The organism is Arthrobacter sp. 9E16, from assembly GCF_002929435.1.
GTDB classification, from domain to species: domain Bacteria; phylum Actinomycetota; class Actinomycetes; order Actinomycetales; family Micrococcaceae; genus Arthrobacter_B; species Arthrobacter_B sunyaminii.
Genome location: NZ_PJIU01000001.1, coordinates 166,284 through 187,943, shown reverse-complemented (window position 1 = coordinate 187,943; position 21,660 = coordinate 166,284). Strand labels below are relative to the sequence as shown.

The 21,660-nt window shown below is 63.4% G+C and carries 24 protein-coding genes and 1 other RNA gene; 19 read left to right on the top strand and 6 right to left on the bottom strand.

Translation table 11 applies throughout. The annotated features are described in order from the left end of the window. Positions 1 to 70: 70 nt before the first annotated feature. Positions 71 to 2,074, bottom strand: a complete 2,004-nt coding sequence (locus CXR00_RS00855; RefSeq protein ID WP_146068436.1) for a DUF6541 family protein — start codon at positions 2,072 to 2,074, stop codon at positions 71 to 73. Between the two features lie 259 nt (positions 2,075 to 2,333). Here CXR00_RS00855 and CXR00_RS00850 point away from each other — a divergent pair, with 259 nt between their 5' ends. Genes CXR00_RS00850 through CXR00_RS00840 form a run of 3 tightly spaced genes read left to right on the top strand, consistent with a single transcriptional unit; the run spans position 2,334 to position 4,577 of the window. After that, on the top strand, positions 2,334 to 3,104 hold the full coding sequence (locus tag CXR00_RS00850) for a glycosyltransferase family 2 protein (protein WP_258060235.1): 771 nt from the start codon (positions 2,334 to 2,336) through the stop codon (positions 3,102 to 3,104). Continuing rightward, a complete protein-coding gene (locus CXR00_RS00845) occupies positions 3,101 to 3,544 on the top strand; it encodes a DUF2304 domain-containing protein (protein WP_104052527.1) in 444 nt (147 codons plus the stop codon). The genes CXR00_RS00850 and CXR00_RS00845 overlap by 4 nt, the downstream gene beginning before the upstream one ends. Positions 3,545 to 3,551: 7 nt before the next feature. Further along, complete coding sequence (locus CXR00_RS00840) at positions 3,552 to 4,577, top strand: D-alanyl-D-alanine carboxypeptidase family protein (protein ID WP_181032443.1); 1,026 nt, start codon at positions 3,552 to 3,554, stop codon at positions 4,575 to 4,577. Between the two features lie 21 nt (positions 4,578 to 4,598). Here the strand turns inward: CXR00_RS00840 and CXR00_RS00835 are convergent, their stop codons facing one another. Beyond that, entirely contained in the window at positions 4,599 to 5,483 is an 885-nt protein-coding gene (locus tag CXR00_RS00835; protein WP_104052525.1) for a glycosyltransferase family 2 protein, read from the bottom strand. A gap of 260 nt (positions 5,484 to 5,743) precedes the next feature. On the opposite strand from CXR00_RS00835, the gene CXR00_RS00830 reads away from it, so the two are divergent. The 7 genes from CXR00_RS00830 to CXR00_RS00805 are packed head-to-tail and all read left to right on the top strand — an operon-like array spanning position 5,744 to position 10,323. Next, on the top strand, positions 5,744 to 6,970 hold the full coding sequence (locus CXR00_RS00830; protein WP_104052524.1) for a CpaF family protein: 1,227 nt from the start codon (positions 5,744 to 5,746) through the stop codon (positions 6,968 to 6,970). Then, complete coding sequence (locus tag CXR00_RS00825) at positions 6,967 to 7,821, top strand: type II secretion system F family protein (protein WP_104052523.1); 855 nt, start codon at positions 6,967 to 6,969, stop codon at positions 7,819 to 7,821. Before CXR00_RS00830 ends, CXR00_RS00825 begins: the two co-directional genes overlap by 4 nt. Further along, positions 7,818 to 8,759, top strand: coding sequence for a type II secretion system F family protein (locus CXR00_RS00820; protein ID WP_104052522.1), 942 nt, complete (start codon positions 7,818 to 7,820; stop codon positions 8,757 to 8,759). Before CXR00_RS00825 ends, CXR00_RS00820 begins: the two co-directional genes overlap by 4 nt. 26 nt (positions 8,760 to 8,785) lie before the next feature. After that, positions 8,786 to 9,007, top strand: a complete 222-nt coding sequence (locus CXR00_RS18465) for a hypothetical protein (protein WP_237687156.1) — start codon at positions 8,786 to 8,788, stop codon at positions 9,005 to 9,007. After that, positions 9,004 to 9,396 carry a TadE family protein gene (locus tag CXR00_RS18460; RefSeq protein ID WP_258059929.1) on the top strand — a complete coding sequence of 131 codons (393 nt, stop codon included), beginning with the start codon at positions 9,004 to 9,006 and terminating at the stop codon, positions 9,394 to 9,396. Before CXR00_RS18465 ends, CXR00_RS18460 begins: the two co-directional genes overlap by 4 nt. Then, a complete protein-coding gene (locus tag CXR00_RS00810) occupies positions 9,380 to 9,841 on the top strand; it encodes a hypothetical protein (RefSeq protein ID WP_104052520.1) in 462 nt (153 codons plus the stop codon). The genes CXR00_RS18460 and CXR00_RS00810 overlap by 17 nt, the downstream gene beginning before the upstream one ends. Continuing rightward, positions 9,838 to 10,323, top strand: a complete 486-nt coding sequence (locus CXR00_RS00805; RefSeq protein WP_146067201.1) for a pilus assembly protein TadG-related protein — start codon at positions 9,838 to 9,840, stop codon at positions 10,321 to 10,323. The genes CXR00_RS00810 and CXR00_RS00805 overlap by 4 nt, the downstream gene beginning before the upstream one ends. A gap of 21 nt (positions 10,324 to 10,344) precedes the next feature. On the opposite strand, the gene CXR00_RS00800 is transcribed toward CXR00_RS00805, so the two are convergent. Both CXR00_RS00800 and CXR00_RS00795 read right to left on the bottom strand, forming a co-directional pair. Continuing rightward, the gene (locus CXR00_RS00800; protein WP_104052519.1) at positions 10,345 to 10,677 is read right to left on the bottom strand and encodes a hypothetical protein; all 333 of its coding nucleotides are present in this window, start codon (positions 10,675 to 10,677) and stop codon (positions 10,345 to 10,347) included. A 109-nt stretch (positions 10,678 to 10,786) separates the two neighbouring features. Further along, entirely contained in the window at positions 10,787 to 11,293 is a 507-nt protein-coding gene (locus tag CXR00_RS00795) for a GtrA family protein (protein WP_258060234.1), read from the bottom strand. Positions 11,294 to 11,498: 205 nt separating this feature from the next. On the opposite strand from CXR00_RS00795, the gene CXR00_RS00790 reads away from it, so the two are divergent. The 9 genes from CXR00_RS00790 to CXR00_RS00750 all read left to right on the top strand — a co-directional run bounded on the left by CXR00_RS00790 (position 11,499) and on the right by CXR00_RS00750 (position 20,474). Further along, positions 11,499 to 13,157, top strand: a complete 1,659-nt coding sequence (locus tag CXR00_RS00790; protein ID WP_104052517.1) for a DUF2142 domain-containing protein — start codon at positions 11,499 to 11,501, stop codon at positions 13,155 to 13,157. Between the two features lie 57 nt (positions 13,158 to 13,214). After that, positions 13,215 to 14,333 (top strand): peptide chain release factor 2, encoded by a 1,119-nt coding sequence (gene prfB, locus CXR00_RS00785; protein WP_104052516.1) that lies wholly within the window; start codon positions 13,215 to 13,217, stop codon positions 14,331 to 14,333. A gap of 110 nt (positions 14,334 to 14,443) precedes the next feature. Beyond that, positions 14,444 to 15,217 carry a 3-hydroxybutyrate dehydrogenase gene (locus tag CXR00_RS00780; RefSeq protein WP_104052515.1) on the top strand — a complete coding sequence of 258 codons (774 nt, stop codon included), beginning with the start codon at positions 14,444 to 14,446 and terminating at the stop codon, positions 15,215 to 15,217. Positions 15,218 to 15,344: 127 nt separating this feature from the next. Continuing rightward, positions 15,345 to 16,154 (top strand): cell division ATP-binding protein FtsE, encoded by an 810-nt coding sequence (ftsE, locus tag CXR00_RS00775; protein ID WP_104052514.1) that lies wholly within the window; start codon positions 15,345 to 15,347, stop codon positions 16,152 to 16,154. Next, the gene (ftsX, locus tag CXR00_RS00770; RefSeq protein WP_104052513.1) at positions 16,151 to 17,062 is read left to right on the top strand and encodes a permease-like cell division protein FtsX; all 912 of its coding nucleotides are present in this window, start codon (positions 16,151 to 16,153) and stop codon (positions 17,060 to 17,062) included. The genes ftsE and ftsX overlap by 4 nt, the downstream gene beginning before the upstream one ends. A gap of 53 nt (positions 17,063 to 17,115) precedes the next feature. Beyond that, complete coding sequence (locus CXR00_RS00765; protein ID WP_104052512.1) at positions 17,116 to 18,516, top strand: peptidoglycan DD-metalloendopeptidase family protein; 1,401 nt, start codon at positions 17,116 to 17,118, stop codon at positions 18,514 to 18,516. A 42-nt stretch (positions 18,517 to 18,558) separates the two neighbouring features. After that, positions 18,559 to 19,032: an SsrA-binding protein SmpB gene (gene smpB, locus CXR00_RS00760; RefSeq protein WP_104052511.1), complete on the top strand. Its 474-nt coding sequence runs from the start codon at positions 18,559 to 18,561 to the stop codon at positions 19,030 to 19,032. 85 nt (positions 19,033 to 19,117) lie between these two features. Next, positions 19,118 to 19,487, top strand: a transfer-messenger RNA (tmRNA) gene (ssrA, locus tag CXR00_RS00755). Positions 19,488 to 19,838: 351 nt separating this feature from the next. Then, positions 19,839 to 20,474 carry a uracil-DNA glycosylase gene (locus tag CXR00_RS00750; RefSeq protein WP_104052510.1) on the top strand — a complete coding sequence of 212 codons (636 nt, stop codon included), beginning with the start codon at positions 19,839 to 19,841 and terminating at the stop codon, positions 20,472 to 20,474. Positions 20,475 to 20,575: 101 nt separating this feature from the next. On the opposite strand, the gene CXR00_RS00745 is transcribed toward CXR00_RS00750, so the two are convergent. Both CXR00_RS00745 and CXR00_RS00740 read right to left on the bottom strand, forming a co-directional pair. Further along, complete coding sequence (locus tag CXR00_RS00745; protein ID WP_104053661.1) at positions 20,576 to 20,977, bottom strand: hypothetical protein; 402 nt, start codon at positions 20,975 to 20,977, stop codon at positions 20,576 to 20,578. A gap of 142 nt (positions 20,978 to 21,119) precedes the next feature. Beyond that, the gene (locus CXR00_RS00740; protein WP_104052509.1) at positions 21,120 to 21,611 is read right to left on the bottom strand and encodes a DUF1269 domain-containing protein; all 492 of its coding nucleotides are present in this window, start codon (positions 21,609 to 21,611) and stop codon (positions 21,120 to 21,122) included. Positions 21,612 to 21,660 lie beyond the last annotated feature (49 nt).

Sequence of the window (21,660 nt, the reverse complement as noted above, 5' to 3'; positions counted from 1 at the left end):
ACGACGGCGGCCGCCCCAAGGGGGACGGCCGCCGTCGTTCTTTGCAGGTGCCAGCTCTGTGCGGGCAGAGTCAGCAGCCGACGAATTCGTAGAGCCGGACGTCACCGACGCTGCTGATCAGCTTGAAGTCATCGTCGGTTTCCAGGTCATCCAGTCCGGGGTAGGGGTGGTCGCCGCCGTGGACCTCCTGGTCACCGAAGTCCAGGACATACCCCACACCGGTCGCTTCAACTGCTTCGCAGACGCCCGGGGTGTCTCCGGCGTCCTTAAGGCTGGCATCGATGATCTCCAGCTCCGGGGTGCTGGTGGAGAAAATGTGCTTGTGCGTGGTTTCACGGTCGCCAAGGGCATACGCCAGTGCTCCGCCTGTCCAGGGGTTGACGGCGATGACCGCGTCCTCGGGAGTGAGCTCGTCCAGCTCGTCAATCATTTCCAGCTCATCATTGGTGAGCAGGGAAGCCATGTCGGTGGGGATGTAATTGACGCGTGCCTTGGCAATTTCGGTGTCCATGCTGTTGCCCTGGGTCAGGGGGAAGAGCATCAGCGCGGGAACTACGGCAAAGACTGCAGACGTTGCAGCCGCGGTAGTTCCGCTCATCCGGCTGCGGCCGATGGCAGTCCCAGTGAACGCGGTGAGCGGCTTGAGAATAAGGTTCAGTCCCAGCACGGCCAGCGGAGCGGCGGCGAGCGGGAGGACAGCAGCGAGCCGCTGGGAGTCGTTGTACCAGACGCCGGTCAGGAACATGCGGGTGTCCGAGATGGGAGTACCGGAGGACACCGCAAATAGGGCAACGGCAACCGCAAACGAGCCGGCCACCCACAGCAGGCGCGGCTGCCGGAAGCAGGCCACGATACCCACGATCACGAGGATGCTGGCCGTCCAGGCGGCCGGCGCGCCGAGGGGGCCCAACAGGAGTGCCTCACCCACGGCGCGGGGAACCGTTTGTACGTTGCCCCAGAACGCGTCCTCGGGGGCGGGACGGACGAGGTTCCACAACACGATGATGATGCCCCACGCGGCGGCGAACAGAACCGTTGGAAGGACGTAGTGGACGGGTGAAGCCTTGGAGATCACCAGGTCCCGGAGGCGGAAAACGTAAGCCGAGATCAGGACCGGCAGCGCCAGAGCGATCAGCGTCATGATGCCGTTGGGGTGGGAGACGGCGATGCCGGGCAGCGACAGCGCAGCCAGCAGCCAGGCGCGCGGCGCATCCAGCATCGCTGCAGGGGCCTGCTTCAGCACGATGGCGCCCAGCGCCAGCCCCGCCGGGACCATCGCCAGCGACAGGAGGTTGGGATAAAGGACACCGAAGTCCAGCAGCAGAAGAGGGAACGCGGCGAAGCTGCCGGCAAGAACTCCGGCGCCAAGGACTGCTGCGGGAACCAGCCGGGTGAGCTGGCGGACGGCGAAGAGGAGGCTCAGCGGCCAGACTGCAGCGGCTATGGCAATACTCACAGCGCTGACGCCCACCGTGAGGGGCGCACCCGACAACTGGATCACCAGTGCAGTCAACCCGTGCCAGGCAGCGGGATAGAACGTTGCAGGCTGATCCCCGGAGGTCATTGAATTCAGCGTCAGCGAAGACGCGTCGGCAGTTTCCAGCACATAGCGCACTGCGTTCAAATGGAAGTTGTTGTCAAAGGTCTGGGAGAAGTTCTCCGGCACGCCGATAACACGGGCAACCTGCCAGCCAATGAGCAGGAAGGCTATCAGGGCAGCGCCGGCATACTGCAGTTCGCGGGAAAACGGAGTTCCCTGCCGGGGGAGGGGCTCGGGCCGCAGGCGGCGCTCTGCCAGCCGGAAAAGGAAGGCGATCAACAGGGCGGCAATGGTGGCGGCAGCAAGGACGCCAACGTTCCAGGGAAGACCGATCATGGACGCTACAATGGCCGAGACGCTGATGAGGGTGACCGTAATCAGGGGCGCCAGCGCGATTGCGTCGAAGGTCCGGATGCGAAGCACCAGCCCCACGGCAAATCCGGGGATAACCAGGATCAGCAGGGCGATCATTAGGGCGGGTGCGGCGCTAAGCCAGTCCATGTAGGAGCCTCCGGGGCGTAGACGGTGAGCCATAGGGCCGCGACCAATTCTAGCCTTTGGTGCGGTGAATCCCGGCATTACGGGTCAGCGGCACCGGTCGCCGGCGCGTCCAGGCGCCGGTGCAGCGGGTCCGTAGTCGATCGTTGCAGCACGTTCCGGGGACGCCCGATCTGCACGATGCAGCGGGCCTGCGATACTTTAGTAGGGGACGCCGATATTTTCCCGGAACACAGCGGGGAAGCACCACACTTTCAGCACTACGTAGGAGTTGGAACCACTGAGCGGGCACAATATGCACGAGACAGCCTTGGACGGGCTCGGGCTCCCTATCGTTGAAGACCGTATTTTGGTCATCATGCCGGCGTGGAACGAGTCAGAGTCCGTCGGCAACACAGTGACGGAAGTCCTGGGTGCCGTCCCCAACGCGGACGTCCTCGTCGTCGATGACGGTTCCTCCGACGGCACAGCCGATATCGCTGAAGCAGCAGGCGCTACCGTGCTGCGGCTGCCGTTCAACCTCGGCGTGGGCGGAGCCATGCGGGCCGGCTTCAAATATGCCAAGAGGCACGGTTATGAGCGGGTCATCCAGGTCGATGCAGACGGCCAGCATGATCCCAAGGACCTGATCAACGTTGTAGACGGGCTGCAGCACGCGGACATCTCCATCGGAGCGCGGTTTGCGGACAAGGGCAGCTACGAAGTGCGCGGCCCGCGGAAATGGGCCATGTCATTTCTCGGATGGTCCATCTCCAAGATCGCCAAAACCCGCCTCACCGACGTCACGTCCGGATTCCGCGCGGGCAACGCGCGAGCCATCGACCAGTACTGTGAGCATTATCCGGCCGAGTACCTGGGTGACACGATTGATTCATTGGTTGTTGCCGTCCGGTCCGGACTGACCGTTACCCAGGTGCCGGTGGAAATGCGGCCCCGCCAGGGCGGGCAGCCCAGCCACAACCCGGCCAAGGCGGCCATCTACCTGGCACGCAGCGGCTTCGCCCTGCTCATTGCCATGTCACGCAAGAAGACCAGCGTGGGAACCGACCGGAGCGCAGCGAAATGACCACCACCCTCTTACCGTTCCTCCTTGCCCTGGCTGTGGTCTGCTGGGTGGTCCTGCTTCTGCGCCAGCGCAAGCTGAAAGAAAAATACGCTGTCCTGTGGGTCATTGTCGGCCTGCTGATCATCGTCCTGGCAGGGTTCCCGCAACTCCTGGGCTGGGCATCCGATCTGGCAGGGTTCGCTATTCCGGCCAACCTCCTCTTTACCCTGGCGATCTTCCTGGTCCTGGGCGTGTGCCTGCACCTGTCTCTGGAAATTTCGGTGGTCGAGGACGAAACGAGAGCGCTGGCCGAAGAGGCAGCCATCCTTCGAGCCGCCCTGGACAAGCTCACCGCCCGTGTCGACGCCCTGTCTGTGCCGTCCGGCCAGGACGGGACTGCGGACGGAACTTCTCCGGCGCCTCATCACGGTGACGGCCTGCAGGGACCGCGCCACGGCTAAGACACCAGTGACCGCCCGGACAGGACCGAGGTTCTCGGTCCTGTCCGCAGCGGTCTGTGCCCTGGTCCTGATTCTGGGCGGAGCTCCTGCCGCCGTCGCTTCACCGGCAGCCCAAACAGGCGCTGAGCGGGCAGAAACAGCCATCGACCGGGAGTATCAGCGGTTGGGCGGAACGGACAGCGGGCTCGGCAGGCCCACGGGGGCAGAGACCTGCGGCCTGCGCGACGGCGGCTGTTACCGCAACTATGAACACGGCGGAATTGTGTGGTCCCCGGCCACGGGCGCCCAGCCCTCGTGGGGAGCCATCCGCGAGGCCTGGGCCACGTATTCCTTCGAGAACGGCCCGCTGGGTTATCCGGTTGCCGGCCCGGCCTGCAGCGCCGGTACCTGTTCGCAAAGCTTCCAGCGCGGCACCATTTCGTGGCGTCCTGCCGAGCCGGCCACAGTGGACCTGGACATCGACAACCCGAAGAACACCGCCGTCGTCGTCAACAAAGAACGCCCGCTGGAGCCGGAAGATTATGCTCCGGAGGATCTCCTGAGCGTCGACGGACAGCTTCTGCGCGCTGAACCGGCGGAAGCGCTGATGCTCCTGCAGCAGGCGGCGGCCGCCGACGGAGTGACGGTCCGGGCCATCAGCGGCTACCGTCCCTTCGAGACACAGTCAGCGCTGTACAGCGGCTACACCTCGCAGTACGGCCAGGAACAGGCAGATGCCATCTCCGCCCGGCCGGGCTACAGCGAGCACCAGACCGGACTGGCCGTGGACATTGCCGCCGCGGATGGCGCCTGCTCTTTGCAGGCCTGCTTTGCAGACACCCCGGCCGGGGCGTGGGCGGCAGAAAATGCCCATCGGTTTGGGTTTATCGTCCGGTACCCTGCCGGAGCCTCTGCCGTGACCGGCTATGCCTATGAGCCGTGGCACCTGCGTTTCGTGGGTGTCGACCTGGCCTTCGCCGTTCACTCATCAGGTGTCAGCACGCTGGAGGAGTACTTCCATCTTCCTGCTGCTCCCGGCTACCCGGCCCGGTAGCGCCGCCTTAAGCCGCCGTCGTCATCCCACGATGTGGCGGGTCATGTTCTGTGCCGTGCGCACGGAGGGATGCCGCAGGGACGCCAGAAGCACCGTCAGGGCGTTCAGTCTTGAAGTCCAGTGGAAGCGGGCCGCCCGTTCTGCACGAGGCCAGCCCAGGTCCCGGAATCGGTTGGTTTGTTCCCGAAAGTACCGGCGCTCTTCGTCGAAGCGTCGTCCGTCTGCTGCCCGCACAGAAGAGTCCGAAGATGCATGGCGCCGGTACTGGAAGGAAACCGGGCCGTCCACCACTATGGATCCGCCGGCGGCGGCGATGTCCATCAGGAGCGCGAGGTCCTGAACTACGTCAAACTCGGGGCGGAACCCAAAATGCGCTATGGCTTCCCGGCGCCAGGCCAGGGCGGGGAAATAGTGCCAGCCGGCCCGCAGGAGGCTGGCGGCCATCCGCTCACCGCCAACCAGCGCCGGATACGGACCGGAGGGGGCGGTCAGGGACTTCACCGAGTCGGTCAGAGTCTTCGCCCGATGTCCCGTGCCGTCGATGATCTCCACGCCCGGCTGTGCCACTGAGGCTTCCGGATACTCGTCGAGGAGGGCCGTAACGTGCTCCAGATAGGACGGCAGCATGACGTCGTCGGCCCCCATGATAACGACCACCGGGGCCTGGGCCATGTCCAGGGCCTTCCGGTAGTTACCATTGGCGCCGAGGTTGGTTTCGTTGCGCAGATAGGTGACGCGCGGATCCTCCAGCGACGCGAACCAGCGCTGCGGCTCCGGGTCCGGGTAGGCGTCGTCCAGCACTGTCAGGAGCCAGTCCTCGCGGGTCTGCGCAAACACGCTGCCCACTGCGGCCTTCATAAGGTCCACGTCACCGTAATAGGGCAACAGGATATCGACGGCAGGCATGCCAGGGATCCCTCCTTTCCGGCGTCAGAATCCCACTGGGAGTGATTCAAGGGTAGGAGCGGGCTTCTACCCGGGCAATGCTCCAGCCTCCGGAACGGGTCCCGGGTATGAACTACCTGCTTATCCACAGTTATGAAAACACTCTCGTTTCTGGACAGTGAGTCTCCTAATCTGACCTCCGTGGCCGCAACCAGGCTGCACCAGTCTCACGGCAAGGATGGCAACATCCGTCCTTTCCGTGCTTAGTCCGGGGGAAGCTAGTGGACGCCGTTGCAATTGTGGAGGATGAGGTCCGGGAACTGATCCGTCTGCGCGGCCTTGACCCCGCCAGCCAGCTCGCGGAGGTACGGCGCCTGGTCGAGGACGCGGTTACCGATTACGACGAGCGTTCCCTCCTCGGTTCGCTGCCACCGCTGGGCGCATTGGAGCCCGCCCGCCGCCGCGTCTTTGACGCCGTAGCCGGGTTCGGAGCCCTTCAGCCGTTGCTGGATGACCCCACGGTGGAGGAAGTCTGGATCAATTCACCCACTGAGATCTATGCGGCACGTGACGGGCGGTCGGAGCTGACCTCTCTGGTCCTGTCCGCGGACCAGGTGCGGGACCTCGTGGAACGAATGCTCAAGAGTTCAGGCCGCAGACTGGATCTTTCCTCCCCGTTTGTTGATGCATCATTGCCGGACGGCTCACGCCTGCACGTGGTGATCCCGGACATTACCCGGCGTCACTGGGCGGTCAACATCCGCAAATTCATTGCCCGCGCCAGCCGGCTGGAACATTTGGTGGAACTGGGGACCCTGACACCGCAGGCGGCAAGGTTCCTGGGTGCCGCAGTTGCCAGCGGCCTGAATGTCCTGGTGTCCGGAGCAACGCAGGCCGGGAAGACCACCATGCTGAACTGCCTGGGCGCTTCCATCGGCCCACGGGAACGTGTCGTCACGGTTGAGGAAATCTTCGAGCTGCAGCTGCCGCTGCGGGACGTGGTGGGGCTGCAGTGCCGGCAGTCCAACCTGGAAGGTGTCGGAGAAATCCCCTTGCGCAGACTCGTCAAAGAAGCTCTGCGCATGCGCCCGGACCGCCTCATTGTTGGTGAGGTTCGGGAAGCCGAAAGCCTGGACATGCTGATCGCGCTGAACTCGGGTCTGCCCGGAATGTGCAGTGTCCATGCGAACAGCGCCCATGACGCGATCACGAAAATCTGTACGCTGCCGTTGTTGGCCGGAGCCAACATTTCCAGTGCCTTCGTGGTGCCCACCGTGGCATCCTGCATTGATCTGGTCATCCATTGTGCCCGCAACGCTGCCGGTAAGCGCCAGGTAGTGGAGATCATGGCGCTGGGCAACAGGGTGGAGAACGGCGTGATTGAAGCGTCATCCATTTTCCAGCGGACCGACGGGCGGCTGGAAGTGACGGCCGCGTCCATGCCGGCACCGGAGAAATTCGCCCGCGCCGGCTACAACGTGGCCGAATTGCTGGAAGTGCGGCCATGAGCGCCGCGGCGGGACTGCTGCTGGGCCTTGGACTGTTCCTGGTATGGCGGTCCTTCTGGGTGGTTCCGCCCGTGCCGGCCCGGCGCCCGCGGAGCAGACGGCTGGAGGATGAACTGCTGCAGGCAGGAATCCAGCGGGTAACTCCGCGGGCAGTAGTAGGGTCCAGCGTCGCCGCCGGACTGCTGGTCGCGCTGCTGGTGCTGGCCGGCACAGGCGCCGTACCCATTGCCGCCTGCTTTGGCCTGTTCGGTGCCGGTGTGCCGCTCTTCCTGATCCGTTGGCAGGCGCGGAAGCAGCGAACCTCACGTGCGGAATTGTGGCCGGACGCCGTGGATCACCTGCGGTCAGCCATCCGGGCCGGGTTGTCCCTGCCGGAGGCGTTGATCCAGCTGGGGGAGAACGGTCCGGAAGAGCTGAGGCAGCCTTTCCGTGAGTTTGCAGCAGATTACCGATCCGGAGGACAGTTCGATCACTCCCTGACACGGCTGAAAGCCACCTTGGCGGATCCGGTGGCAGACCGCATCGTCGAAGCACTGCGCCTCACCCGCGAGGTGGGAGGCTCAGACCTTGGACGTCTGCTCGGCACCCTGAACGAGTTCCTGCGGGACAACGCGAGAACCCGCAGCGAACTTCTGGCCCGCCAGTCCTGGACAGTCAACGCTGCACGGCTCGCCGTCGCCGCCCCATGGATCGTGCTGATTCTGCTTGCCGCCCGTCCGGAAGCCGTTGCCGCCTACAACACTGCCGGCGGGGCAACCGTGCTGGCGGCCGGCATTGTCATTTCCGTGATCTGCTACCGGCTCATGCTTCGAATCGGGGCGCTCCCCGAAGAAGAGCGGGTGCTGCGGTGAGCGCGCCGTGGTTCCTGGCGGTCGCCTTGGGTATCTCCCTAGGGGCCTCCCTCTGGTTTGCCGTCCTGCGGGTGCCCTGGCTCCGGCCCGTGACATTCAGCGAACGGATTGCTCCGCAGCTGCGCACGGGCGGCCAGGGATCCCGCCTCCTGATTGTGCCGGCAGGCGACCTCACACCGTTCGGCCCGCTGCAGCGGATCCTGCGTCCGGCCCTGCACCTGGCAGTTCGCCGGCTCAACCGGATCAACCCGGTCACCCGGGACCTTGAACGCCGTCTGGAACGCGCTGGGCAGGGCCTGAGCGTGCTGGATTTCCGGGCCGAACAGGTGGTGTGGACAGGCGGAGGTTTCCTGTGCGGCGGCGTGGCTTCGGTGTGGTTGGCCAGCATGGACCGGTTAGGCGTGGCCGGTGTCATTTTCGGCACCGTCATGGGGGCGGTCCTGGGGTTCGTCCTCCGCGACTACCGGTTGAGCTCCCAGATTTCGAGCCGCGAGACCCGTATGCTCGCCGAGTTTCCCAGCCTGGCGGAGATGATGGCCCTTGCCGTGGGCGCCGGAGAAAGCGCCAACGGCGCCCTTGAGCGGATCGCCCGCACAGCCCACGGTGAACTGGCCGGGGAGTTTGCCCGCATCCTCGGTGAAACCCGTTCCGGAGTGCCCCTGACCAACGCGCTGCAGCATTTCTCGGACCGGGTCCGGCTCGCACCGCTGTCCCGGTTTGTGGACGGCTTGACTGTGGCGATCGAACGCGGCACCCCTCTGGCGGACGTCATGCGGGCACAGTCCCAGGACGTGCGGGACCTGGCCAAACGCGAACTCATGGAAAGCGCCGGCAAGAAGGAGATCGCGATGATGATCCCCTTGGTTTTCGGGGTCCTTCCGCTGACAGTGCTCTTCTCGATTTTCCCCGGTCTTTCCCTCCTGGGAATCGGACTCTAGGACAACCCCAATGAAAGGAACATCCCATGCGCACCATTCACGCACCGCGGCTCCTGCTTCTGCTCGGCACCTCGCTGATCGTACGTCTCGGACAGACGCTCAGGAGCGAGGACCGCGAACGCGGCGACGTCCCCGGCTGGGTCATGATCACCCTGATGTCGGCCACGCTGGTCGCTATGATCCTGTTTCTGGCAGAAGATGCCCTCCGCAACATGTTCAACGCGGCGATCGCCAAGGTCAACCCCTGACGGTCTCGCCTCCCGGCGCCCACAGCCGGGAGTCAGGATCAGCCGTAGTGGACTTTGTCATGGTGGGCGCCCTGGTGACTCTGCTGTTCATGTCGATCATCCAGCTGGCCCTGGTCCTGCATGTGCGCAATACGCTGATTGACGCAGCGGCTTCCGGCGCACGGTACGGCACGCTGGCTGACCGCACCCCGGCCGACGGCGCGCAGCGCACCGCAGAACTGATCGGACTTGCACTGAATGACTCGCTGGCGGAAAACGTGACGTACGAGGAAACGACGGTCAGCGGCGTCCGGACGCTGCAGGTCACGGTTCGGGCTCCGCTTCCCGTGATCGGTTTCCTGGGCCCGAGTGACGGGTTGGAGGTGACCGGTCATGGATTCTGGGGGTAGGAGGGAGCCGCAGCAGATCTACGCCGCAGCCGGCAGCGGTGAAGAAGGCAGCGCGGTGGTGGAGTTCATCTTCCTCGGATTGGTGCTGCTGGTGCCCGTGGTCTATCTCATCGTCACGGCCGGGCAGGTCCAGGGCGCAGCGTTTGCCGCAGTGGGCGCTGCTGAAGCGGCTGCGAGGGTGTACGTGGATGCGGAGGACCCGGTCAGCGGCGAACAGCGGGCCAGGGCGGCGGCTGAGCTGGCGTTCACTGATTTCGGGTTCGAGCCGGAGGAAATGCTGTTGGACATTTCCTGTTCGGCAGAATGCCTGGCAGCGGGGTCGACGGTGACCGCTTTGGTGCGCTTTGACGTTCCCCTGCCGCTGGCACCGGGAGTTCCGGGAATGGATTTTGCGCCCGTGACTGTGGACTCGTCGTCCACCCAGATAGTGGAGCGCTACGGATGAGGAGAACTGCGGATGCTGCCGCACCAACGGGTAGCCAACGGTTCCTTCTTCGGGGAGAGGAAGGCCAAATCGGCGTTCTGATCATCGGATACATGCTGGTGAGCCTGCTGGTGGTGTCGGTGGTCATGGGCGCCTCTGCCCTCTATCTGGGACACAAGAAACTGCTCTCCGCAGCGGACGGAGCCGCGCTCGCGGCCGCCGACACTTTTTCGCTGGGGGATGTTGCCGCGCCGGGGGAGGGACCGGCGGCTGTGCTGGCCCCGGTAGCGGTCCAGGCCGAGGTGAACCGTTATCTGTCGCTGACGGACGCCGCAGAACGGCTTCCTGGTCTGGCCGTTGACTCTGAGACCGGAACGGCTGACGGCCGCACCGCCAAGGTTGTGCTGACCGGCGTCGTGCATCCGCCGCTGGTGAATTTTCTGGTGCCGGACGGAATTCCGATCACCGCGGTGAGCGAGGCAAGGGCGCAACTCAGCCAGTAGCGGCAGGATAATCCAGTGCGGCTAGGACGCCTTGGCCTGGACCTCAGCGGCGGGCGGGTGGCCCCAGCCGCCGTGGTCGACGTCGAGCAGTTCGCCGTCTTCTCCGTAGCACAGGGTCACCGGCTCGCCGTACTGGTCGCACTCCGGATCGGGACAGCGGTCCGTCAGCGAGCCCTTGTACTCGTTGGAGAAGGACAGGTCCCAATCGTCCATCTTTCCCAGGGCCCAGGGATCACCTTCGGCGGCCAGCGCCTCAAGCTCTTCCAAGGAGTATCGGCGCCCAGATTCGGGGTGGCGGACGGGGAGGGATTCAACGTCTTTGGCGGCTGTCTTCGTTGCGTTCCGGTTGCTCACATTTGGCTCCTTCGGCATGTGCTGACAGTTCTAATTTACTTCGATCTCCCGGCAAAGCCTGAAAGCGGGAGTGCGCATGTCGGGCACCGGACGGGCGGTGGACAACAGCTCAGGGGAGGCGGTTCCGGACACCCGGCCCGTGGGCATCAGGCTCGACAGGTGCAGTCGAAACGGCTGCGGAGGCCGCAGCGTCGGACTTCGCGGTGGGGAAGATCCAGTACTTGTAAATGAAGAAGTTCCACACCATCGTGAGTGCGGTTGAGACCACCTTGCCGACGGCGTATGTGAACTCGGTTTGGGCGAACAGCAGCACAATGGCATCAGTGGCGAGGATGTTGAACACCACGAGCGTCCCGTACTTTGCGGCGCTGACGTGACCCTTGTTCGTGGCTCTAAAGGTGTAGATGCGCTGCATCAGGAAATTGAACACCAGGCTGGTGATGAAGGCGACGGGCGTGGCGATCCACAGAGCAACCCCTGCCGCCTCATGCAGGATCATCAGCAGGCCCAGATCGATGGCGAAGGAGAGTCCTCCGACAATAAGGAACCTGACGACCCGGTGCCTCAGAAAAGTAGCCACCGCCGAGTTCACGCGGTGCATTCTGCTTTGAACCATTGCATCTTTCTGACTCGCCAAACCGGATCTGATCCCTCCACGGACCGGCAAACACACCTCTGGAGTGCACTAAGACTAACGCCTGCCCGGAAATTCGCTGAACCGAAAGGGTGACCCTGTGGCCAAGTAGACTGGACATCCTCAAAGGCGTCGGCTCCCAGCGCCGGGGTCGACCGGACCATTTCACTGAGTAGGACACCGACGAATGAAAGTGCTGCACCGCCGTGCGCGCCCACTGCCCTTTACCGGGCGGCTTTTCCTTCCCCTGGCCTTCCTGGTCCTCGCCGCGCTGTCTACCCTGTGGGCGCTGGCCTCTCCGCTGATGGCAGTGCCGGACGAGCCGGCACACGCCATCAAGGCAGCGTCTGTGGTCCGCGGCGAGCTTCTCGGGGTGTCCGGCGGCGAGCAGGGTGATCGGGCCACCGTTCAGGTTCCGGGCTATATCGCCAGCCTCCCGGCGCAGGCCTGCCACGCGTACGACGGACGGATTACCGCCGACTGCGCCCCCGTGGTCGATGCTGATGACACCGCACTGACAGCAGCCGAAACGAGCGCGGGCAACTACAACCCGATGTATTACTTCCTGGTGGGCTGGCCCTCCCTGTTCATGTCAGGAGCGCCGGCAGTCTACGCCATGCGTATCGTCAGCGGACTTATCGGGGCTGCCTTCCTCGCGGTGTCGCTGGGGGCTGCGGCGCGCCTCCGCCGCCCCCGGTGGCCGATGGCCGCCGCGATCGTTTCGATCACTCCCATGGTGCTGTTCCTGAACGGGTCGATTAATCCCAATGCCCTGGAAATCGTCACCACAGCCGCGCTGTTCCTCAATTTGTGTGTTGTCCTCGAGAACAGTGCGGCGCTGAGGTCAGTGCGGAGCAACATCGTCCTGGTGGGAGTCTCAGGAGCCGTACTCGCCAATACCCGTTCGCTGTCACTGGTCTGGCTGGCCCTGGCCGTAGTTGTTCCGCTCATCATGTACGGGTGGAAACCGATGTTCGCCATCCTCCGGAACCGGCTCGGCATAGCCATGACCGCCCTGATCGGTGTGGGTTGCGTACTGGGCCTCCTTTGGGTGCTTCAGGCAGACAGTCTCAAGAGTCTGACCGGCCGTCCCGTGGACCTGAGCCGGTGGGACGCGGCCCAGATCATGCTGGATCGAAGCTTCGATTACGTGTCCGGTTACATCGGTTATATGGGGTGGCTGGACACACCTCTTCCCGCGGGCGTCTACATTTTCTGGCACGCGGCCATGGGAGCAGTCCTGCTGTTGGGGCTGGCAGCCCCCAAGCGGCGGGACCGGCTGGCAGTACTGGTTCTGGTGGCCGCGGCCATAGCACTGCCGCCCATCCTCCAGGGACAGGTCATTGCGCAGCTTGGCTGGATTTGGCAGGGACGCTATCTGCTGGCCGTCATCGTACTGTTGCTTCTGGCCTGCGGCGTAGCCTTCCGCACTGTTCCCTTCCCCACGGGCCCGGTAGCCCGCAGGGCCGGGGCATGGCTGCTCGCCGGCACGGCTGCGGCGCAGCTCTACGCTTTCATTTACGTACTCCGCCGCTACACGGTCGGGCTGGAGGAGAGTATCCGCTGGGCTGGCATGTTCAAGGACACGGCTTGGCAGCCGCCGTTCACGTGGCCGGTGCTCGTCACACTGTATGCGCTGGTGCTGGCCGCCGGCGCCGTCCTGGCTCACCGGGCGCTGTTCCGGCCGACGCCCGATCCCGCTGCGGCGGCGGACGCCGACGGCGGGTCAGGTGCGGGAAACCCTGTTGTGTCGCCGCTGGCAAACGCGAGTCCTGCTGCGGGCGTGCTGGCAGGTTCTGCCGGGACCGCCGGGCGGCACCGTGAATCCGGTACAGAGGGGCACTAGCCCGGACGCAATGCCCGGAGGCGGCCGGCAGGGCGCATGGCGTAGGCTGTAAGAACCATGGCTGAAATAGATTTTCCCGCGGAGATCCGCGCCCTCAGGTCCACTTTTGCTTCCATCGAGGAGGTCTCCGATGTAGCCAAAATCAAAGAGGACATCGAAGAGCTCAGTGAAATGGCCGGCGTTCCGGATCTCTGGGATGATCCGTCCGAGGCGCAGAAGATTACTTCCAAGCTCTCGCACCGCCAGTCGGAGTTGGAGCGCCTGGAGAGAATCCAGTCACGCATCGATGACCTCGAGGTGCTGGTGGAACTCGCACAGGACGAGGCCGATGCCGACTCCAAGGCCGAAGCCGTGACGGAACTGGAATCACTGCGCAAGTCCCTGTCCCAGCTCGAAGTGGTCACCCTGCTCTCCGGTGAGTACGACGCCCGCGAGGCCGTGGTGACTATCCGTTCCGGCGCGGGGGGAGTGGATGCGGCCGACTTCGCCGAAATGCTGCTGCGCATGTACCTGCGCTGGGCCGAGCGCCACGGTTACCCCACCACGGTCCTGGACACCTCCTACGCCGAAGAGGCCGGCCTGAAATCGGCCACCTTCGAGGTCAAGGCGCCCTACGCCTTCGGCACGCTGGTGGTGGAGGCCGGCACACACCGCCTGGTCCGCATCAGCCCCTTCGACAATCAGGGCCGCCGCCAGACGTCGTTTGCGGCAGTCGAGGTGATCCCGCTGATCGAGCCCACTGACCACATCGAAATCCCGGACAATGAGATCCGCGTGGACGTCTTCCGTTCCTCCGGCCCGGGCGGACAGTCCGTGAACACCACGGACTCCGCCGTCCGGCTCACCCACCTTCCCACCGGGACGGTGGTGTCCATGCAGAATGAAAAGTCGCAGCTCCAGAACCGTGCCGCGGCCATGCGGGTGCTGCAGTCCCGCCTGCTGCTGTTGAAGAAGGAACAGGAGGACGCCGAGAAGAAGGCGTTCGCTGGGGATGTCAAAGCCTCCTGGGGAGACCAGATGCGCTCCTACGTGCTCAATCCGTACCAGATGGTCAAGGACCTGCGCACTGAGCACGAGGTCGGCAACACCTCAGCGGTGTTCGACGGCGAGATTGACGACTTCATCGACGCCGGCATTCGCTGGCGCGCCCACGGGAGCGTATCCGCCCGGAAGTAGCGCAGGACCGGCACGTTCGCGGGGGACGCTCGCGAATTCGCGGGTCGGATGGCATGATGCTGGCCTAGAGGCTGGGCGGACGGCACAGCCCGGGTTCAGGGGGCGGTTTCGTGGCAAGTGCGGGCAAGCCGGGCAACGGCGGCGATCTCAGCGGACTTCGGGCGGTAGTCACCGGTGGAGCCGGCGGCATCGGAGAGGCATGTGCCCGGCAACTTGCTTCTCAGGGTGCCAAAGTCACTGTTGCTGACATCAACGGTGAGGCCGCCGGCAGGGTTGCAGACGACATCGGCGGCGCGTTTTGGCAGGTGGACCTGAGCGATACCGCCGCGTTGGACGAGCTGGATCTGGACACGGACATCCTGGTCAACAATGCCGGAATTCAACGTATCGCCGCTATCGAGGACTTCGATCCCGCAGCGTTTCGGCTGATCCAGCGCCTCATGCTCGAGGCGCCGTTCCTGCTGATCCGGGCTGTGCTCCCGGGCATGTACGCCCGGGGTTATGGCCGCATTATCAACATTTCCAGCATCCACGGCCTGCGGGCTTCGGCTTTCAAGAGTGCCTATGTCAGTGCCAAACACGGCTTGGAAGGGTTGTCCAAAGTGGCAGCTCTCGAAGGCGGTCCGCACGGAGTAACTTCCAACTGCATTTGCCCCGCCTACGTGCGCACCCCTTTGGTTGAAGCCCAAATCCAGGATCAGGCCAGGATTCACGGTATTACTGAGGAAGAGGTACTTTCCTCGGTTTTGCTGACCGAACCGGCGGTGAAGCGATTGGTCGAGCCCGCTGAAGTGGCTTCCCTCGCTGGCTGGCTGGCGGGTGCAGACGCAGGCATGGTCACTGCAGCCTCCTACACTGTGGACGGCGGATGGTCCGGACGGTGAGCGCCTGTGGCGACACACCGGCCCTAATCGCCGTTTGTCGAGGGAACCGCCGATATAGTCGAACAGCCGGCGCCCTTTTCCCAAACCAAGGCCCGTGTTCCGGCCGATTGATGGGCGCTAAGCAGACATGATCACTTTCGACAACGTCACCAAGGTCTACGACCGCAATTCCAGGCCGGCACTGAATTCCGTGAACCTCGAAGTGGACCGCGGCGAGTTCGTGTTCCTGGTCGGGGCATCCGGGTCCGGCAAATCGACCTTTATCCGGTTGGTCCTCAAGGAGGAGCACGCGTCCCGGGGCACCGTTTACGTGGCCGGGTCCAATGTGGCGAAAATCCCCAGCTGGCGCGTTCCGCGCCTGCGCCGGGGAATCGGCGTCGTTTTCCAGGACTTCCGCCTGCTGCCGAACAAGACGGTCTTTGCCAACGTGGCCTTTGCCATGCAGGTGATTGGACGCAGCCGGGCCGTTATCCGCGATTCCGTTCCCGAGGTCCTGAAAACCGTGGGCCTTGAGGGCAAGGACAACCGCTTGCCGCACGAGCTCTCCGGCGGTGAGCAGCAGCGGGTGGCCATTGCGCGCGCCATCGTCAACAAGCCCGGAATTCTCCTTGCCGACGAGCCCACGGGAAACCTGGATCCCACCACATCGCTGGGGATCATGAAGGTCCTGGACCGGATCAACCAGAACGGAACCACCGTGGTGATGGCCACCCACGATGACGACATCGTCAACACGATGCGCAAACGCGTGGTTGAGCTGCACCACGGAAAGATAGTGCGCGACGAGCGTGAAGGCATCTACCTGGGCGCGCCCCAGACACAGCAGGGACCTGTGATCCCGCAGCCCGCAGTTATCAAGACCGCCGACGGAGTCAAGGCCGACGGCGTCCGTTCACCGGGCGGGACCGGCGCGGCGGGAACGGGGGACATGGCATGAGACTGGCATTTGTCCTGGGCGAAATCGGTTCCGGCATCCGCCGAAACCTGTCCATGGTGGTCTCCGTCATTCTGGTGACCTTTGTATCCCTGACCTTTGTCGGTGCTGCCGGACTCCTGCAGCTGCAGATCGGCCAGATGAAGGGGTATTGGTACGACAAGGTGCAGGTGGCGATCTTCCTCTGCGGAGACACTGTTACCACCGCCTCCTGCGCAGCCGGGGCTGTGACGGATGAGCAGCGGGAGGCCATTGAAGACCAGCTTCAGTCACCGGCGTTCTCCCAGTACGTGGCGTCGGTTGACTATGAGGACCAGGCGACGGCGCTGAGCCATTTCCGTGAGCAGTTCGCCAACTCTCCGCTCGTTGATTCCGTGACGGCTGAGCAGCTGCCCGAATCCTTCCGCGTATCCCTGGTTGATCCGGAAAAGTACGAGGTTATTGATGAAGCATTCTCGTCGATGCCCGGCGTGGAGACCGTCAGCGACCAGCGTGAGCTTTTGGAGAAGGTCTTCTCGTTCATGAACATGGCGTCACTGATCGCGCTCATTATTGCCTCGGTGATGCTGGTTTGCGCCATTCTGCTGATTGCCACAACAATCCGCTTGTCTGCCTTCAGCAGGCGGCGCGAGACCGGTATTATGCGGCTGGTGGGAGCGTCCAAGGCCGTCATCCAGTTGCCGTTCATCTTGGAGGGGGTCATCGCAGCCGTCATTGGTGCCGTCCTGGCATCGGGTACGCTGTGGGCAGTGGCGCACTTCTTTATCGGTGCACTTGCCGAGGCCTACCCCGCGACTGCTTTCATTTCCGCACAACAGGTACTGGTCTTGAGCCCTGTTCTACTTGTTATTGGGGCTTTGCTGGCCGGAGGATCCTCACTACTAACGCTTAGACGCTACTTAAAGGTTTAGAGTGTTGCTCACTTTGAAGAGAAAGCTGACAGACGCCATGGACGGTTCCATCAATGGTTAGTGCCCAGCCGGCAGCGAGGCCGGTCCTGCGCAAAACCACCGCAGGCGTGGTTGCCTCCGCCGTACTCGCGTTGACGCTTGCTTTCAGCGGAACCGCCTCTGCTGACGAACTGGATGACCGCAAGGCAGCCATCGAGGCCGAGCAGCAGAAGGTGCAGGAAACGTACGAGTATCTGGACGCCGAAACCAGCAGGAAGGTCGCCGAGCTGGCGATCTACCAGCAGCAGCTTCCCGGAGCCCAGCAGGCCTTGGCTGATGCTGAAGGCAGAGTTTCTGCAGCTGCGGGTAAAGTCAGCGCCCTTACCGACCGGGTTGCGCTGGCGCAGGAAACCCGCAACACCATAGCTGCCCAGATCCAGCAGGATCAGGCGGCCATGGATGACACGGAAGTAGTGATTGGCCAAATTGCCGCGCAGGCTTACAAGAGCGGCGGGGTGCCCTCCAGCTTTTCGCTGATGCTGGGAGCAGACGGTGCGGACAGCCTGACTGATTCCATGGGGCTGGCGGAACAGGTGCTGCGCAACCAGAACGCCGCCATGCAGCAGCTGTCCCAGCAGAACGCCACCAACGTGAACTCTGAAGCTCGCCTCGCCGCGGTTGAAGAGGAAATCTCCAACCTCAAGGCCCAGGCGGAAGCGGCACTGGTGCTGGAACAGGAAGCCAGGGACTCCGCTGCGGCTGAAAAGGCCAAGGTGGATGCCCTGATCGAGCAGACCGCGGCAGCGAACGCTGCTCTGGAAGCCCGAAAGCCGGTCATCCAGGCGCAGCTCGCTTCCCTGGAAACGGCCAAGGCCAAGGCAACGGCCGATATCGCTGAACGCCAGCGCGCCCTCCTTGAGAAGGCCCGCAAGGAAGAGGAAGCCCGGATCGCCGAGGCGAACCGCCGAGCCGCCGAAGAAGCGGCACGCAACAACCGACCGGCGCCTGTGGCTGAAGTGCCCTCCGTTACGCCTACCAATCCGTCTGCCTTCGGCCTGAGCCACCCCGTGCAGGCCTCCATTTCCTCCGGGTTTGGTTGGCGGGCCACGCCTCCGGGCAGCATCGACTTCTTCGGCACCGGCGGATACCTGCACTCAGGAATCGACTTCGCCGCCAGCTGCGGCACGCCCGTCTACGCTCCGGCAGCCGGCCAGGTCTACCGCGCCGACCAGGGCCAGCCCGACGGCATGATCGGAACCGGCAACCGCGTGGTCCTCGACCACGGCGTCATCGGAAACAGTGCCCTCGCAACGAACTACTACCACCTGACCAGCTTTGTGGTCTCCGTTAACCAGTGGGTCAATGCGGGCCAGCTCATTGGCTACGTCGGCACCACCGGCAACTCCACGGGCTGCCACCTGCACTTCGAGACGGTGCTGAACGGTGCGCTGGTTGACCCCATGGGCCTGCTGTAGGCCTACAATAGAGTTTTCCGTTTATCGACAAGGAGTTCCCCCGTGCCCAAAGAAAGTGGCCGTAAGGTTGTGGCCACCAACCGCAAGGCCCGGCACAACTATGAAATCCTCGATACCTACGAGGCCGGCATGGTTCTGATGGGTACCGAGGTCAAGTCACTGCGGGAAGGCCGCGCGTCCCTGGTGGACGGCTTCGGCACCTTCTACAACGACGAGCTTTGGCTCGAGGCAGCTTATATTCCGGAGTATCTCAACGGGAGCTGGACCAACCATTCGGCCCGCCGGCGCCGGAAACTCCTGCTGCACCGGGAGCAGCTGGACAAGATCATGCAGAAGACACGGGAATCCGGCTTTACCATCGTTCCGCTGCAGCTGTATTTCCTGGACGGCCGGGCCAAGGTGGAGATCGCCGTGGCGCGCGGCAAGCGAGACTACGACAAGCGCCAGACGCTGCGCGAAAAGCAGGATAACAGGGAAGCCCTGCGGGACATGCGGGAGAAAAACCGCGGGGCCTGACCCGCTTCGCTCATGGGCTACACTTAACGCACCGGTCCGGTTCATGGGTCCGGTTTGAAAAGTACATATGGGTTAGCAATACATTGGGGATGACAGGTTTCGACGGTGTTAGTCGAGACAGGTGAAGCGGGCCGAGGATACAGGGTTATCTCGTAAACGCTCCTTGTAAAACAATAAGTGCCGATTCAAAGCGCACTGACTTCGCTCTCGCTGCCTAAGCAGCGGGCATAGTCCGTCAGCCCGGGAATGCTCTCGTCCCGGATCCTGGCGTCATTTAGAGGGCCACTGCTGAACATGCTCGCCGTTGGCGTGTTCGGGACTCTTAGACGGCTGGGCCCGGATCAGCTGCTTGTCTGCATGACAGCTGGGGCCGAGAAAATCCACCGCAGACTGCGCCCGGAGAAGCCCTGACAACACGACATCGGACGGGGGTTCAATTCCCCCCATCTCCACCCAATAGTAAAAAACAGGGAAGCTGCCACAGGCAGCTTCCCTGTTTTTGTTTTAACGACTTCTTTCTCCCGGCGTCGGGCGATTAGCCGGACTGCGGGGAGTTCTTGGTCACAGCACCCCGGTTTTTCAGTCCCCGGTCTGCAGAGCCGGGAAGGAGGGACCACAGGAATTGCTAGACTGGCAGGAGCCGGAAACCTGTTGCCAGGAACCGCGTCCGGCCTTCCGCTGTCGGCGGTCGTGAATGCCGCCGCCTCACGGCGCTGCGGGATACGGCAGCATCCGCCCGTACGCGCTCCGTCCGGGCACATGAGCTATAACCGGTCGATACGACCCTGTAGGAGACGCACCACCTTATGCAAAGCCTGGACAATGGAACACAATCCGAAGAACTCTGGAACCGTCGCTATGACGACAACGTAGCTGAGGTCAATCAGCTCTGCGACTCGCTCAAAGCGCTGAAGCCGGGCACCGAGGTGCCCTACGTTGATCCCATGCACGACGTGGGCGAGACCCGCATTGTGAGCCTTTTCTCCAATATCGGCACAGCCCACCCATCGGGCTTCATCACCGCGGGCGATGACGACGCCGTTGCCCGGCTTCTCGGAGTCCACTGGCAGGTGGGGCTCCGGCCGGAGTACGTCATGCCGTGGAACACTTATCCCTGGTACGTACCCGGCGAGCCCAACGGCAAACTCACCAAGGAACAGATCCAGGAAGGGCTCAAGCCCCTGCTGCGCTTCCTCGCCCTGGTGCCGCGTGCCTCAGCCATCGTGGCCCACGGCACTGAAGCACAGCGCCTGTGTGCAGCCTTCCTCAAGACTGAGAACCGGATGATCTACCGGCGCAGCTTCAAGATTTACAAGGCCCGCTCCGTTGACGGCCGCGCGTTTGGGGCAACGGCGGAACGTCAGGAAGAAGGCTTGGCTGCCATGCGGATCGCGTACAAGGACGCGATGGCACGCACCGGTTTGGCCATTCCCGGGAACTGAGACTCTCGCCGGTTTTTCAACCCGGTACATAAAAAACCAGGTGCGCCCCGCGGCGCACCTGGTTTTTTGATGTCTGAAAGTTTGGGCCCCGCCCCTGGAGGTCAGTGGCTGTCGGGCGATTCCGTGCGGCCGGGAACCTGATCCGCCGGCACATGAACATATCCGGTAAAGCGGGTTCCGATGCCGTCATATTCGCCGCGCGCATGTCCGGCCGGCACTTCGGGAAGCTCGCGAAGGGCATGGTCCGCACAGGCCAGGAAGGAAAAGTCCGGCCACCACTTCTTTGGCCGGGCGTTTTCGCGGTAACCGCACACCACACACTCCAGCTCCACCCATACGGGACGTTTGCCCGTCCGATTGGCGCGTGACTGGACCAGCCAGGCAGGGGGATCAGTTTGCAGGCGGTCCAGTTCCTCTTCGGAGAGGCGGGCGGGGATTCCATGGCGGGTGGCCATTTCAAGCGGAATATCTAGGGCAAGTGCAGCTTGGCGTCTGGTAATCATCTCCATTAACGATACGGGAACCGGGGCGAGCATGCCGCGCAGGGGCGGACATGCGTGAAGGCCGGACCGTCCCGTCGGACAACCCGGCCTCCACGAATTGGCTCGGCGCGGTCATGCTGTCAACATGTTTGCGCCGAACGAATTAGTCCGCGAACGCCTGGCGCAGGTTGGCTTCCTGCTCCTTGGAGAGGTTGGTGAAAATCAGCTTCGCGTCGGGGAAGCTGCTCTTGAAGGCATCCAGTACCCTGTCCTCCACAGCGTCCGAGGTGAGGACGAACAGTGCCGAGGTTCCCGGGGTGACTTCGCTGCGAACCTGCTTAATAAAGTTGTCGTCGATCCCCACGTCAACCATGGAAGCCGAAAGTGCACCGACGGCTGCGCCCACGACCAGACCGATGAGTGGAATGAAGAAGATCAATCCAAAGAGGAGGCCCCAAAACCCGCCACCCAGAGCGCCGGCTCCCACCAGATGATGTTCCTGATGAGTGCTTGGCTTCTTCTTGTCCTCGGGCCAGGTTACGTAGGCCTCGTCCTCGACACTGATCAAGCCCTGTGACTGCAGGCTGGACAGTGTCTCGGTTGCCTGTTCCGCAGAACCTGAATCCGGAAATTTCCATACGGTCAGTGTTGTCATCGCGTTGTCTCCAAACGTGGGGATCCAGAAATCGTCCACCATAAAGGGA

Excerpts from the sequence above, each read along its gene's own strand:
- CXR00_RS00855 (WP_146068436.1), bottom strand. The coding sequence starts at position 2,074 with ATGGCTCACCGTCTACGCCCCGGAGGCTCCTACATGGACTGGCTTAGC.
- CXR00_RS00850 (WP_258060235.1), top strand. The coding sequence starts at position 2,334 with ATGCACGAGACAGCCTTGGACGGGCTCGGGCTCCCTATCGTTGAAGAC.
- CXR00_RS00845 (WP_104052527.1), top strand. The coding sequence starts at position 3,101 with ATGACCACCACCCTCTTACCGTTCCTCCTTGCCCTGGCTGTGGTCTGC.
- CXR00_RS00835 (WP_104052525.1), bottom strand. The coding sequence starts at position 5,483 with ATGCCTGCCGTCGATATCCTGTTGCCCTATTACGGTGACGTGGACCTT.
- CXR00_RS00825 (WP_104052523.1), top strand. The coding sequence starts at position 6,967 with ATGAGCGCCGCGGCGGGACTGCTGCTGGGCCTTGGACTGTTCCTGGTA.
- CXR00_RS18465 (WP_237687156.1), top strand. The coding sequence starts at position 8,786 with ATGCGCACCATTCACGCACCGCGGCTCCTGCTTCTGCTCGGCACCTCG.
- CXR00_RS00810 (WP_104052520.1), top strand. The coding sequence starts at position 9,380 with ATGGATTCTGGGGGTAGGAGGGAGCCGCAGCAGATCTACGCCGCAGCC.
- CXR00_RS00805 (WP_146067201.1), top strand. The coding sequence starts at position 9,838 with ATGAGGAGAACTGCGGATGCTGCCGCACCAACGGGTAGCCAACGGTTC.
- CXR00_RS00795 (WP_258060234.1), bottom strand. The coding sequence starts at position 11,293 with ATGGTTCAAAGCAGAATGCACCGCGTGAACTCGGCGGTGGCTACTTTT.
- CXR00_RS00790 (WP_104052517.1), top strand. The coding sequence starts at position 11,499 with ATGAAAGTGCTGCACCGCCGTGCGCGCCCACTGCCCTTTACCGGGCGG.
- prfB (WP_104052516.1), top strand. The coding sequence starts at position 13,215 with ATGGCTGAAATAGATTTTCCCGCGGAGATCCGCGCCCTCAGGTCCACT.
- ftsE (WP_104052514.1), top strand. The coding sequence starts at position 15,345 with ATGATCACTTTCGACAACGTCACCAAGGTCTACGACCGCAATTCCAGG.
- ftsX (WP_104052513.1), top strand. The coding sequence starts at position 16,151 with ATGAGACTGGCATTTGTCCTGGGCGAAATCGGTTCCGGCATCCGCCGA.
- CXR00_RS00765 (WP_104052512.1), top strand. The coding sequence starts at position 17,116 with ATGGTTAGTGCCCAGCCGGCAGCGAGGCCGGTCCTGCGCAAAACCACC.
- CXR00_RS00750 (WP_104052510.1), top strand. The coding sequence starts at position 19,839 with ATGCAAAGCCTGGACAATGGAACACAATCCGAAGAACTCTGGAACCGT.
- CXR00_RS00745 (WP_104053661.1), bottom strand. The coding sequence starts at position 20,977 with ATGATTACCAGACGCCAAGCTGCACTTGCCCTAGATATTCCGCTTGAA.
- CXR00_RS00740 (WP_104052509.1), bottom strand. The coding sequence starts at position 21,611 with ATGACAACACTGACCGTATGGAAATTTCCGGATTCAGGTTCTGCGGAA.